The sequence below is a fragment of the Limnohabitans simekii (SeqCode) genome, from assembly GCF_965234735.1.
GTDB lineage: Bacteria > Pseudomonadota > Gammaproteobacteria > Burkholderiales > Burkholderiaceae_C > Limnohabitans > Limnohabitans simekii.
Window position 1 is genome coordinate 178,517 of sequence record NZ_OZ248544.1, and the last position, 12,138, is coordinate 190,654.

The window sequence follows — 12,138 nt, forward strand, 5'->3', positions numbered from 1 at the left end:
TTTTACACTCTCAGCATGAGTTCCACCACCCACCCCCAGCCCATCCCCACGCCCTACGAAGATTTTATGCGCCATGTGTACACGCAGGGGGTGGAAAAGTCCGACCGCACCGGCACCGGTACGCGCAGCGTGTTCGGCCACCAAATGCGCTTTGACTTGCGCCAAGGTTTTCCACTGGTCACCACCAAAAAAGTGCACCTGAAATCCATCATCGTCGAGTTGCTGTGGTTCCTAACCGGTTCAAGCAACAACAACTGGTTGACCGAACGTGGCTGCACCATTTGGGACGAATGGGCCCGCGCGGATGGCGATTTGGGACCGGTGTACGGCGTGCAATGGCGCAGTTGGCCCACGCCCGAGGGCGGCCACATCGATCAAATTTCCGATGTCATCAAGACCCTGAAAACCAACCCCGATTCCCGCCGCATCATCGTGAGCGCTTGGAACGTGGCCGACCTCTCCAAGATGGCGCTCATGCCTTGCCATGCTTTCTTCCAGTTTTATGTGGCACCGCCCACCACCGCTGGTGGCAAGGGCCAACTGAGTTGCCAGCTGTACCAACGCAGCGCCGACATCTTTTTGGGTGTGCCCTTCAACATCGCCAGCTACGCTTTGCTCACCCACATGGTGGCGCAGCAATGCGACTTGGAGGTGGGTGATTTCATTTGGACCGGTGGCGACTGCCACATCTACAGCAACCACCACGACCAAGTGGAACTGCAACTCTCGCGTTCGCCCTTCCCTGCCCCCACACTGCACATCAAACGCCGCCCTGACTCCATTTTCGACTACCAGTTTGAAGACTTCGAGGTCCGCGATTACCAGTGCCACCCTGGCATCAAAGCACCGGTCGCGGTTTAACAGCCATGCCCCTGCATCTGATTTACGCCCGCGCCCGCAACAACGTCATCGGCCTTCAAGGTGATTTGCCTTGGCATCTGCCCGAAGACTTGGCGCATTTCAAACGCACCACCTTGGGGCAACCGGTGGTGATGGGTCGCATCACCTGGGAGTCCATTCCCGAAAAATTCAGACCTCTGCCTGGTCGCCGCAATGTGGTGGTGAGCCGCCAAAGCAACTACCCCGCTGCAGGTGCCACGGTGGTGGACTCATTGCAAGCTGCCTTGGCCTTGTTCCCTGCTGATGAAGTGGTTTGGTTGATTGGGGGAGCACAACTTTATGCACAAGGCTTGCCGCTCGCTTCGCAAGTGGTGGTGACGGACATCGATGCCGACTTTGAAGGCGACGCGTATGCGCCCTTGTTGTCTGCAGATTGGCAAGAGCAAAGCCGAAGCACACACACGTCGGCCCAAGGTTTGAATTACAGCTTGGTGACGTTCAAACGTTTCATCTCAGCTTGATGGGAACCCAGTCAAATGGGCTGCCGCTGCCGCGGCATCAGGCTGCACGAGCCTAGGGATGCTGCCCAACAAAGGCGCATGGATTCTTTGCGCAATGGCTTGTATGTTTTCTTCCAAGTACAACATCTGGGGATCCACCACATTGGCCACCCAGCCCAGCAGATCCAAACCTCTGGCGCGAATGGCCTCTGCTGTTAGCAAGGCTTGGCTGATGCAACCCAAACGCATACCCACCACCAAGACCACCGGTAACCCAAGGTCACGTGCCAAATCTGCGGTGTCATAGTGGTCGTTCAAAGGCACACAAAAACCGCCAACCCCTTCCACCACAACGGCTTGGGCTTGTGTGCGTACATGCTCAAAACTGCGCAAGATCAACGCTGGATCAATGTGTACCTGTTGGGCAGCAGCTGCCAAGTGCGGCGCTGCAGGCGTTTGAAAAATATAGGGCGAGGTATCGCTGACGGGCAAATCCACTGAGGCCACTTGGGCCAAGGCGTCCACATCTTCGTTGCACCAGCGGCCTTCATGCAGATAGGCACCAGCAGCGACTGGCTTCATGGCGGCCACCCTGAACCCTTGCTGGGCTTGCCGATAAACCAAGGCACTGGCCACCAATGTTTTGCCGATTTCAGTATCGGTGCCAGTGACAAAACAGGAAAACGGTGTTTGAAGATGGAAGTTGTTCATGGCTTGTGCAAGGCGACTAAGGCGTTTTTCAGCTGATCAAGGTTGTTCATGGTGTGGCCTGCTGACAAGGTGATGCGCAGCCTGGCTGTGTTTGGCGGAACAGTCGGCGCACGAATAGCGCTGACCCAAATGCCTTGTGACTGCAAATCTGCCGAGGCCTGCAAGACGGCGGCATTGCTGCCCACCACCAGCGGTTGAATGGCAGTTGTTGAAGCCAGTTTGCGCCAATGCGAGGGGATCGAAGATGCAGAAAATGCATCAATCAACTTTGTCAAATGGGCTCTGCGCTTTTGACCCTCTTCGCCGCCAATGATCTGCAGACTGGTGAGCAAGGCATGCGCTAATGCAGCGGGTGCGGCGGTGGTGTAGATGTAGGGTCGCGAACGTTGCACCATCCACTCGATCAACATGCTGTGGGCAGCCACGAATGCACCGGCAACGCCAGCAGCCTTTCCAAGCGTGCCCACATAGATCAACTGTTCTGAACACAATCCCGCATGCTGCAACAAACCAGCACCCTTGTCCCCAAGCACGCCAAAGCCGTGCGCATCATCGATCAACAACCAAGCACCATGCTGCTCGCAGATGGCCAGCAGTTCCTTGGCCGAAGCCAAGTCACCATCCATGCTGAAGACGCCATCAGAGACGACCACCTTGGTTCCGCTGCCTGAATCCATCAAAAGTGATCGCAGTTGCTGCAGATCACTGTGGGCATAGACCTGGTAGTTGGCGCGTGACAAACGGATGCCATCAATCAAGGACGCATGATTGAGCGCATCGGAAAAAAAAGTCAAGTCACCCTTAGACAGGTCACCCAGCGCCGACAGCACGCCCAGATTGGCCATGTAGCCGGTCGAGAAAAAAAGTGCACGCACGGCAGGAATGTGGTCGGCCAACATGCTGGCCAACACCGTTTCAAGCTGGTCGTGCGCTTGACTGTGGCCGCTGATCAAGTGAGAAGCGCCACTGCCAGCGCCATAAATTGAAACGCCTTCACGCAAGGCTTCCATGACCCCAGGATGGGCTGCCAGACCGAGGTAATCATTGCTATTGAAAGCCAATAGCGGTTGCCCGTTGACCAACAATTGCGGTTGGCAAAGCGATGCGGTCATGCGTCGTTGCCGGTGCAAACCTTGTTCATTCAGAACCGACAGCTTCTGGGTCAAATGACTCAATGCCTGGAAATTCATGCAGCCACAACTTCCTCGAAAACAGTTGCCAAGCGTTCAGCGAGGAACTGAATTTCAGCATCGCTCAAGATGTAAGGCGGCATCAGGTAAACCGTTTGGCCAATCGGGCGCAGTAAAAGTTCGTGCTTCAATGCAGACGCAAAAAAACGGCGTGAAAAACTTGCTGCCAATGCAGGGTCTTCAATCAGGGCATCAAACGCCCAGATCATGCCTTGTTGTCGAAAATGCCTGACCTTGGCGTGTTGCTGCAAAGAAGACAGTGCTGTGCTGAGTTTTGCTCCAAGAACGGCATTTTGTGTGAGCACATCATCTTCTTTGAAAATGGCCAAGGTGGCCAAGGCCGCACTGCAAGCCAAGGGGTTGCCCGTGTAGGAATGCGAATGCAGAAAACCTCGCGCCAATGAATCAGCGTAAAAACTTTGGTAAATCTCTTCGCGGGTCATGACCAAGGACAAAGGCAAGTAGCCACCGCTGATGCCTTTGGACAAACATAAAAAATCAGGCCAAACACCTGCATGCTCACAAGCAAAAAAGCGGCCAGTGCGACCACAGCCCACGGCAATTTCATCGGCAATCATGTGAACTTGGTAATGGTTGCACAAACGCCTGACTTCTTGCACATACAAAGGGCTGTGCATGGCCATGCCGCCCGCACACTGAACCAAGGGCTCAAGGATCACGGCACTGATCAAATGAGCACGCTCTTTGAGCAAGGCTTCAAGCACTTGGGCCGCCTGCATGGCCACCTGATCGGCTGAATCACCCGGCGCCGCCGTGCGAGCATCTGGCGATTGGACGCAATGTGCGGCTTGCAACAGGGGCGCATAGGCGTCACGAAAAATGGGGACATCGGTCACGCCCAAGGCCCCTACAGTTTCGCCGTGATAGCCGCCTTGAAGACAGACAAATTCTTGTTTTTGCTGCAAGCCTTGGTTGCGCCAACTGTGAAAACTCATTTTGAGGGCGATCTCTACGGCCGAGGCACCGTCAGACGCATAAAAGCAATGCCCCAACACATGATCAGTCAAGGCCGACAGCTCTTCAGACAAGCGCACCACAGGTTCATGGGTGAAGCCGGCGAGCATGGCGTGCTCGAGTGTGTCGAGTTGATTTTTCAGGGCGGCATTGATACGTGGATTGGTGTGACCGAATAAATTCACCCACCAAGAACTGATGGCATCCAAATATTTGTGACCGTCATGATCAAACAACCATGCACCACTGCCTCGGTGAACAGCCACCAAAGGAGTTGATTCATGGTGTTGCATCTGGGTGCAAGGATGCCAAACATGACGCAAGCTGCGTTGCATCAAATGAATAGATGGATGGTCCAGAAACGAGCCTCTTGAAATCAATAACAGAATACGCCTATCCATTATCACCTTGAATAACAGGCTTGCAGGCAAGAGGATTATTTGTTGCTATATTCGTAGAACTCTTTTATTTACTGATATTGCCATGCCAGCCATTGAAACCCCAGAGCAAACTGTTCACTTCGTCAAGCCCAAGAAGTTGTCCACGGATGCCACGTCCACCTGGTCGTTGAAAGCCATTGAAGACCTTTTCAATTTGCCCTTCAACGATCTGATGTTTCAAGCGCAGCAAGTCCACCGCTTGCATTTCGACCCCAACGAAGTTCAACTATCGACCCTGCTCTCCATCAAGACGGGTGGTTGTCCCGAAGATTGCGGTTATTGCCCGCAGTCCGTGCACTACAACACCGGTGTGGAAGCATCCAAAATGTTGGATGTAGAAGAAGTCAAGCAAGCGGCAGTGGAAGCCCAAAAAAATGGGGCCACTCGTTTTTGCATGGGTGCAGCATGGCGAGAGCCGAAAGACCGTGATATTGAAAAAGTAGCTGAACTCATTCGCACCGTCAAATCATTGGACATGCAAGCCTGTTGCACCCTGGGTATGTTGAGCGAGTCGCAAGCCCACACATTAAAACAAGCTGGGCTTGATTACTACAACCACAATTTAGACACGTCACCCGATTTGTATGGCGACATCATCACCACGCGCGACTATCAAGAACGCTTAGATACTCTGGCGCATGTGCGGACTGCGGGCATGCATGTTTGCAGTGGCGGCATTGTTGGCATGGGTGAAAACAGAGCGCAACGCGCGGGTCTGGTTTTTCAACTGGCCAATCTGCAACCCTATCCAGAATCCGTGCCCATCAACAACTTGGTGCAAGTCGAAGGCACGCCTTTGCACGGCACCGAGTCCTTGGATTTGCTGGAATTTGTCCGCACCATCGCCGTGGCCCGAATCACCATGCCCCAAGCGCGGGTGCGATTGTCCGCGGGTCGCCAACAAATGGGCGAGGCGATCCAGGCGCTGTGCTTCATGGCTGGAGCCAACTCGATCTTCTACGGCGATAAATTGCTCACCACCGGCAATCCCGACTGGCAACGCGATCAAGCTTTGCTGGGCAAACTCGGCATGGTCACCGCTTGAACTTGGATTGATGGTGCATGAAACTGGCCACTTGGAACGTCAACTCCCTCACCGTGCGTTTGCCACAGGTGCTGGACTGGTTGTCTGCGCAAACCGAGCATGGCGGCATCGATGTGCTGGCCTTGCAAGAAACCAAAACCACTGACGACAAATTCCCCAAAGCCGATATTGAAACAGCGGGTTATCAAGTGGCTTTCTTCGGCCAAAAAACCTACAACGGAGTGGCCCTGATCGCCAAGCACCCCATCACTGATGTGGTGCACAACATCCCCGGCTTCAGCGACGACATGGCACGCGTCATCACCGGCACCATCAACGGTGTCCGTGTGGTGGGAGCGTATTTTCCCAACGGCCAAGCACCGGACAGCGACAAGTTTGTCTACAAAATGGCTTGGCTCACTGCACTTCATGCCTTCATCAAAGATGAACTGACGCGGTACCCCAAGCTGGTGTTGATGGGCGACTACAACATCACTTGGGATGATTTGGATGTGTGGGACCCAGTGGCCTTGGCTGGCAGCATCCATTGCACCGATGAAGAGCGGGCTCACTTCAAAGCCTTGCTCGAATTGGGGCTGCATGATGCCCACCGCTTGTTTGAGCAAGCGCCCAAAAGTTATTCCTGGTGGGATTACCGCGAGTTTGCATTCCGAAGAAACCGGGGCTTGCGCATCGACCACATCTTGGTGTCCGATGCTTTGAAACCCAACGTCACCGCTTGCGTGATTGACAAAGCGCCGCGCAAAAACGAACGCCCCAGCGACCACACGCCGGTGGTGGTGACGATCGCCTAAAACTTGCAGGCCTTGCGCTTGTGCAAGGTCTGGGGTTACTCCAAACCCAATTCTTGAATCTTGCGGGTGATGGTGTTGCGGCCAATGCCCAGCTTGTGCGCTGCGTCTATGCGTCGTCCCTTGGTGTGGGCCAATGCGGTTTGAATCAACGTGGCTTCAAAACGTTTGGTGAGTTCATCCCACACATCGGTGCGACCCTCCACCAGCAAATTCATGGCTTGCACTTCCAAGCCGCCTTGCCAATCATCCCCCGTCAAATGCAGCACGCCAGGTTTGGGCATGGGCACACTGGCAACAGCTGCAGTGCCGTTGTGGCTGGTGGCTGTGAAGGCATTGGCCACCTCGGTGCTGGGCGGTGGTGCGGCGAATGGGTGAGCAGCACCCCCTTGCATCACTTCGGGCGGCAGGTCTTTGGGCTCGATGGCTTGGGCTGGTGCCATGACGGTGAGCCAATGGCAAATGTTTTCCAACTGGCGCACATTGCCTGGAAAAGCAAACGCTTGCAGCAATTCAATGGCGGATTCTGAAATGCGTTTGACCTCGACGCCCAACTGCTGTGCGCTTTGCTGCAAGAAGTGACGCGTCAGCACAGGAATATCTTCGCGCCGCTCACGCAGGGGCGGCAAGCGCAGGCGAATCACATTCAAACGGTGAAACAAGTCTTCTCGGAAGGTGCCCTCTTGCACCCGCTGTTCCAGGTTTTGGTGGGTGGCCGCAATCACCCGCACATTGGTTTTGATGGCGCTGTGGCCGCCCACGCGGTAGAAGTTGCCATCGCTCAAGACCCGCAGCAAGCGGGTTTGCAAATCGAACTTCATGTCACCAATTTCATCCAAGAACAAGGTGCCGCCATCGGCTTGTTCAAAGCGGCCACGGCGCATGGTTTGCGCACCCGTGAAGGCTCCGCGTTCGTGTCCAAACAATTCGCTCTCGAGCAAATCTTTGGGGATGGCTGCGGTATTGATGGCGACAAACGGACCACTGGCACGCTGCGAATGTTTGTGCAGTGCACGTGCCACCAGTTCTTTGCCTGAGCCGGATTCTCCGGTGATCATCACGGTCACATTGCTTTGGCTCAAACGGCCAATGGCGCGAAACACGTCTTGCATGGCCGGGGCTTGGCCCAGCATTTCAGGTGTGCTGTCCACGTCCACCGCGCCCACGGCTTCGCGCTGACTTTCATCCACGGCGCGGCGAATCAATTCGATGGCTTTGGTCAGGTCAAAGGGTTTAGGCAGGTACTCAAAGGCACCACCTTGGAAGGCTGAGACGGCGCTGTCCAAATCAGAGTACGCCGTCATGATGATGACCGGCAATGCAGGCAACTGCTGTTTGAGTTTGTCCAATAAATCCAAGCCTGAACCACCGGGCATGCGAATGTCACTCACCAAGACTTGGGGCATTTCTTCAGGCGTCACGCTGCCCAGGGCTTGCAACACCTCGCGTGGATGCGTGAAGCTGCGGGTGGGCAAGCCTTCGCGCATCAAGGCTTTTTCAAGCACAAAGCGAATGGACTGGTCATCATCAACGATCCAAATCGGTTTCATGTCAGTTCATCACCTTTTGTCTGGCGCAGGGCGCTTTGTCATTCTTGTTCAGGGCAAGGGAATCAAGATTTTGAAATCCGTTCGCCCGGGCTGGCTGTCACATTCAATCAAACCTTGGTGCTGTTGCACAAAGGATTGCGCCAAATTCAGGCCCAAACCCGAGCCGCCATCACGGCCCGACACCAAGGGGTGGAACAAACGGTCCTTGATCTCTTCCGGGATACCAGGACCGTTGTCAATCACATGCAATTCCAGTGCCAATCGGTAGCGTTGTTTCACAAAAGTCACTTGTCGGGCAATCCGGGTGGACAACACGATTTCAGCATCCCCTTGCAGCATCCGATCGCTCAGCGCTTGGGCGGCGTTGTGGGCGATATTGAGCACGGCTTGAATCAACTGCTCCATGTCGCCGCGAAACTCGGGCAGCGAAATATCGTAGTTGCGGCGCACCTGCAAGCCGCGCGGGAATTCAGCCAAGATCAGGGTGCGTACCCGTTCACACACCTCGTGGATGTTGACGTTGCCCACCACATGCGGGCGCCGGTGCGGTGCCAACAAGCGATCCACCAAGGTTTGCAAGCGGTCGGCCTCGCGCACGATCACCTGGGTGTATTCGGTCAAATCCTTGGAATCTAGCTCGAGTTGCAGCAATTGCGCCGCGCCCCGGATACCGCCCAAGGGGTTTTTGATTTCGTGCGCCAAATTGCGGATGAGCTCTTTGTTGGCCTGGGCATGCTCCAGCTGTCGCTCTTCGCGGTCTTGGCGGCTTTGGGTTTCTTGTGGCAGCAGCTCAATCAATACCTCGTCGGGGTTGTCGCACGAGGCCACGACCACATGCACCGCAAAGGGCTCGGCCCCTGGTCGCTTGAGATGGTCGTCAAATCGCAAGGCTGAAAAATCATGTCGTCGTGCGCCATCCATGGCTTGTTGCATCTTGAACTGATCGACAAACAAAGCCGGTGCATCCACGCCTTGCAGGCTGCGACGTGACAAACCCATCACGTCTTCGAAGGAGGCGTTCACAAACAAGACCCGGTTGTCAGAGCCCACCACCATCACCAAGGTGGCGAGCAAGTCAAATGCTGTGAATCGGTGGTCAGCCATCTGATCCAACTCAGGGCAAACGCGCCAATTCGCGGCGCAATGCGGCCTCGTCGGCTTGGCATCGCACCAACTCGGTGCTGTTGGTCGGCAATTGTTGGCAGCGTCTTTGCTGCTTCCTCAATTCTTCATTCAAGATGTGTTGCGATTGAAGATTGCGTGCGCGTTGGGCCGCGCTGTCAATGCGAGGGACATCAACGATCACCGCAGGATTGGGCATGGGAACAGGTGCTGGCGGCACGGCACGGAATTGACGCGGCGCAGTGGTGATCACATCGGCCTGCACCGGCATACGTGTGCAAGCTTGGCCTTGTTTGGGTTGATTGGTGTACTCGTTGCCACAGCGCCAAACGGCTGGGCCTTCTTGGGCAAACACGTTTTGATAAGAGAACAGTGCGAACAACACGCCGATGCAGATTGCTTTGTTCATGCTGAGCCTCTTTCAAATGCAGGGTTAAAAAAAAGGACGGCACCAGGCCGTCCTCGGTGTGCCCAGCGCGAACGCTTGGCAACTGCTCTGATGCCTGGGCTCAGAGTGAGTAGTACATGTCGTATTCGACAGGATGCACGGCCTGACGGAAACGGGTCACTTCTTGCATTTTCAGATCGATGTAGGCATCGATCATGCTGTCGGTGAACACGCCACCCTTGGTGAGGAACGCGCGGCCTTTGTCCAGGTGTTCCAAAGCTTGGTCCAAGCTGTGGCAGACGGTGGGCACCAATGCGTCCTCTTCAGGTGGCAAGTGGTACAGGTCTTTGGTGGCGGCTTCACCGGGGTGGATTTTGTTTTCGATGCCGTCCAAACCAGCCATCATCAGTGCGGCAAAGCACAGGTAGGGGTTGGCCATGGGATCGGGGAAGCGGGCTTCAATGCGACGGCCCTTGTCAGACGCCACGTGGGGAATGCGGATAGACGCTGAACGGTTGCGGCTGGAGTAAGCCAATTTCACCGGGGCTTCAAAGCCAGGCACCAAACGCTTGTAGCTGTTGGTGGTGGGGTTGGTGATAGCGTTCAGGGCGCGGGCGTGTTTGATGATGCCGCCGATGTAGAACAAAGCGGTGTCGCTCAGACCAGCGTAGCCTTTGCCTGCAAACAGGTTTTTGCCGTCTTTCCAGATGGACTGGTGAACGTGCATGCCAGAGCCGTTGTCGCCGACCAAAGGCTTGGGCATGAAGGTGGCGGTTTTGCCATAGGCATTGGCCACGTTCCACACCACGTACTTCAGTTTTTGCGTCCAGTCGGCGCGCTCAACCAAGGTGCTGAATTTGGTGCCGATTTCGTTTTGACCAGCGCCAGCCACTTCGTGGTGGAACACTTCAACGGGAATGCCCATTTCTTCCAAAATCATGACCATTTCGGCACGCAAATCTTGGGTGCTGTCCACGGGGGGCACGGGGAAGTAGCCGCCTTTGACGGTGGGACGGTGACCACGGTTGCCGCCTTCGAGCTTGGCACCGGTGTTCCAAGGTGCTTCGTACTCGTCGATTTTGAAGAAGGCGCCGGACATTTCATTGCCCCATTGCACGTTGTCAAAAATGAAGAACTCGGGTTCTGGACCGAAGTAAGCGGTGTCGCCAATGCCTGAGGATTTCAAATAGGCTTCAGCACGTTTGGCGATGGAACGGGGGTCGCGGTCGTAGGCTTTGCCGTCACCGGGTTCGAGAACGTCGCAAGACAACACCAGGGTGGATTCTTGGAAGAAGGGGTCGATGAAGGCGGTGTTGGGGTCAGGCATCAACAACATGTCTGAGGCTTCGATGCCTTTCCAACCAGCGATGGATGAACCGTCAAAAGCATGGCCTTCTGTGAACTTGTCTTCATTGAAGTGAGAAATGGGCACGCTCACGTGCTGTTCTTTGCCACGGGTATCGGTAAAACGAAAATCCACAAATTTGATTTCGTGTTCCTTGACGTCCTTCATGACGTCGGCGACGGTCTTGGCCATCAATTTCTCCTGGAGAGGTTGGTTTGAAAAAAATCAGAGATGGACATTGTCTTGCATCTTTTGTGCCACACCCAGCTTGCTGACAGAAAGTTGAAAAAGATCAACCGACATGCACCAGGCGCCCGCATTTCAGGCGCAAACCCAGCCAGACACAAGCAAGTTGGATGATTCCAGACGATCCATCGATGCACCTTTTTAAGGCATTTTTAATTTCGCACCAATTCAGGGCCTAATTTTGCACCAATTTCGTGCAACCCTGCCAGCATTTGCAAAAAAGCTGGTTCAACCAAGTCTGGCGGGCCTTTGACCCCCAATTCGATGTGGCGGCCGTATTCGGGGTGGTCCACGCTGGGCAAGCTGAACACCTTGATGCTTGCAAACTGCGCCTCCAGGCGCTGCATCAAGGGCGTGAGCGTGGCTTCCATGCTGCCCATGACGATCACCGACTTCTCTTGGTAGGCCCCGCGTTGGAAAAACGCTTTGTAGTGTGTGTCCAGCACCCAGGCCAACATGGGCCAAGCCATCACCGGAAAGCCAGGGACGAAATGCACCCGCCCCGCCGAGCCTTGGCAGCTGAAGCCGGGGATCTTGTTGTAGGGGTTGGGAATGATGTCCGCACCTGCAGGGAAACGCCCCATCTCCAGGCGGTGTTGATGCGTGGCTTGGTAGGTGTCGAACGCCACGCCTTGTTCAAGGGCTATCTCGCGAGCGCGTTCTTCAATCAGCAACTTGGCCTCGGGGTGAAGCACCAAGTCTTGGCTCAACGCCAAGGCAGCGCATTGACGGGTATGGTCGTCGGGCGTGGCCCCGATGCCGCCGCAGGAAAAGACCACACCTGGCGTCTCAAAAGATCGGCGCAGGGTTTGGGTCAAGCGCACGGGGTCGTCGCCCACATAGTCGGCGTGACCCAGGTGCAACCCGCGTTCAGACAGCAGTTCGATGACCTTGGTCAAATGCTTGTCTTGGCGCTTGCCTGACAATATTTCATCGCCAACGACGATCAAGCCAATGCTTGGAATGGAATCGGTTGCTTGCATCCAATCAATATA

General features: G+C 55.2%; 12 protein-coding genes. 4 read left to right on the plus strand and 8 right to left on the minus strand.

Features of this window, described 5'->3' with window-relative positions; genetic code table 11:
• The first annotated feature begins 15 nt into the window (after window positions 1-15).
• Both AC8GFP_RS11545 and AC8GFP_RS11550 read left to right on the plus strand, forming a co-directional pair.
• A complete protein-coding gene (locus tag AC8GFP_RS11545) occupies window positions 16-861 on the plus strand; it encodes a thymidylate synthase (protein WP_506613324.1) in 846 nt (281 codons plus the stop codon).
• A gap of 5 nt (window positions 862-866) precedes the next feature.
• Entirely contained in the window at window positions 867-1,361 is a 495-nt protein-coding gene (locus tag AC8GFP_RS11550) for a dihydrofolate reductase (RefSeq protein WP_506613326.1), read from the plus strand.
• Here the strand turns inward: AC8GFP_RS11550 and bioD are convergent.
• From bioD to bioA, 3 genes are read right to left on the minus strand one after another with little or no spacing between them, the layout of a single operon-like run.
• Entirely contained in the window at window positions 1,353-2,051 is a 699-nt protein-coding gene (gene bioD / locus AC8GFP_RS11555) for a dethiobiotin synthase (RefSeq protein ID WP_506613328.1), read from the minus strand. The genes AC8GFP_RS11550 and bioD overlap by 9 nt on opposite strands.
• The gene (locus AC8GFP_RS11560; RefSeq protein ID WP_506613330.1) at window positions 2,048-3,241 is read right to left on the minus strand and encodes an 8-amino-7-oxononanoate synthase; all 1,194 of its coding nucleotides are present in this window, start codon (window positions 3,239-3,241) and stop codon (window positions 2,048-2,050) included. The genes bioD and AC8GFP_RS11560 overlap by 4 nt, the downstream gene beginning before the upstream one ends.
• Entirely contained in the window at window positions 3,238-4,551 is a 1,314-nt protein-coding gene (gene bioA / locus AC8GFP_RS11565) for an adenosylmethionine--8-amino-7-oxononanoate transaminase (RefSeq protein ID WP_506613332.1), read from the minus strand. Before bioA ends, AC8GFP_RS11560 begins: the two co-directional genes overlap by 4 nt.
• 148 nt (window positions 4,552-4,699) lie before the next feature.
• Between bioA and bioB the strand changes: the two genes are divergently transcribed.
• A complete protein-coding gene (gene bioB / locus AC8GFP_RS11570) occupies window positions 4,700-5,701 on the plus strand; it encodes a biotin synthase BioB (protein WP_506613334.1) in 1,002 nt (333 codons plus the stop codon).
• Between the two features lie 17 nt (window positions 5,702-5,718).
• Complete coding sequence (locus AC8GFP_RS11575; protein ID WP_506613336.1) at window positions 5,719-6,495, plus strand: exodeoxyribonuclease III; 777 nt, start codon at window positions 5,719-5,721, stop codon at window positions 6,493-6,495.
• A 35-nt stretch (window positions 6,496-6,530) separates the two neighbouring features.
• On the opposite strand, the gene ntrC is transcribed toward AC8GFP_RS11575, so the two are convergent.
• The 5 genes from ntrC to AC8GFP_RS11600 form a co-directional block, all read right to left on the minus strand.
• Window positions 6,531-8,042, minus strand: coding sequence for a nitrogen regulation protein NR(I) (ntrC, locus tag AC8GFP_RS11580; protein ID WP_506613338.1), 1,512 nt, complete (start codon window positions 8,040-8,042; stop codon window positions 6,531-6,533).
• Window positions 8,043-8,090: 48 nt separating this feature from the next.
• Window positions 8,091-9,146, minus strand: coding sequence for a nitrogen regulation protein NR(II) (glnL, locus tag AC8GFP_RS11585; RefSeq protein WP_506613340.1), 1,056 nt, complete (start codon window positions 9,144-9,146; stop codon window positions 8,091-8,093).
• A 10-nt stretch (window positions 9,147-9,156) separates the two neighbouring features.
• Window positions 9,157-9,573: a hypothetical protein gene (locus tag AC8GFP_RS11590; protein ID WP_506613342.1), complete on the minus strand. Its 417-nt coding sequence runs from the start codon at window positions 9,571-9,573 to the stop codon at window positions 9,157-9,159.
• Between the two features lie 100 nt (window positions 9,574-9,673).
• Window positions 9,674-11,089 (minus strand): type I glutamate--ammonia ligase, encoded by a 1,416-nt coding sequence (glnA, locus tag AC8GFP_RS11595; RefSeq protein WP_506613344.1) that lies wholly within the window; start codon window positions 11,087-11,089, stop codon window positions 9,674-9,676.
• A 206-nt stretch (window positions 11,090-11,295) separates the two neighbouring features.
• Entirely contained in the window at window positions 11,296-12,126 is an 831-nt protein-coding gene (locus AC8GFP_RS11600; protein WP_506613346.1) for a competence/damage-inducible protein A, read from the minus strand.
• Window positions 12,127-12,138: the final 12 nt, after the last annotated feature.

What these genes read in the sequence shown, in the direction of transcription:
- AC8GFP_RS11545 (WP_506613324.1), top strand. Translation starts at nt 16, where the DNA reads ATGAGTTCCACCACCCACCCCCAGCCCATCCCCACGCCCTACGAAGAT.
- AC8GFP_RS11550 (WP_506613326.1), top strand. Translation starts at nt 867, where the DNA reads ATGCCCCTGCATCTGATTTACGCCCGCGCCCGCAACAACGTCATCGGC.
- bioD (WP_506613328.1), bottom strand. Translation starts at nt 2,051, where the DNA reads ATGAACAACTTCCATCTTCAAACACCGTTTTCCTGTTTTGTCACTGGC.
- AC8GFP_RS11560 (WP_506613330.1), bottom strand. Translation starts at nt 3,241, where the DNA reads ATGAATTTCCAGGCATTGAGTCATTTGACCCAGAAGCTGTCGGTTCTG.
- bioA (WP_506613332.1), bottom strand. Translation starts at nt 4,551, where the DNA reads ATGCAACGCAGCTTGCGTCATGTTTGGCATCCTTGCACCCAGATGCAA.
- bioB (WP_506613334.1), top strand. Translation starts at nt 4,700, where the DNA reads ATGCCAGCCATTGAAACCCCAGAGCAAACTGTTCACTTCGTCAAGCCC.
- AC8GFP_RS11575 (WP_506613336.1), top strand. Translation starts at nt 5,719, where the DNA reads ATGAAACTGGCCACTTGGAACGTCAACTCCCTCACCGTGCGTTTGCCA.
- ntrC (WP_506613338.1), bottom strand. Translation starts at nt 8,042, where the DNA reads ATGAAACCGATTTGGATCGTTGATGATGACCAGTCCATTCGCTTTGTG.
- glnL (WP_506613340.1), bottom strand. Translation starts at nt 9,146, where the DNA reads ATGGCTGACCACCGATTCACAGCATTTGACTTGCTCGCCACCTTGGTG.
- AC8GFP_RS11590 (WP_506613342.1), bottom strand. Translation starts at nt 9,573, where the DNA reads ATGAACAAAGCAATCTGCATCGGCGTGTTGTTCGCACTGTTCTCTTAT.
- glnA (WP_506613344.1), bottom strand. Translation starts at nt 11,089, where the DNA reads ATGGCCAAGACCGTCGCCGACGTCATGAAGGACGTCAAGGAACACGAA.
- AC8GFP_RS11600 (WP_506613346.1), bottom strand. Translation starts at nt 12,126, where the DNA reads ATGCAAGCAACCGATTCCATTCCAAGCATTGGCTTGATCGTCGTTGGC.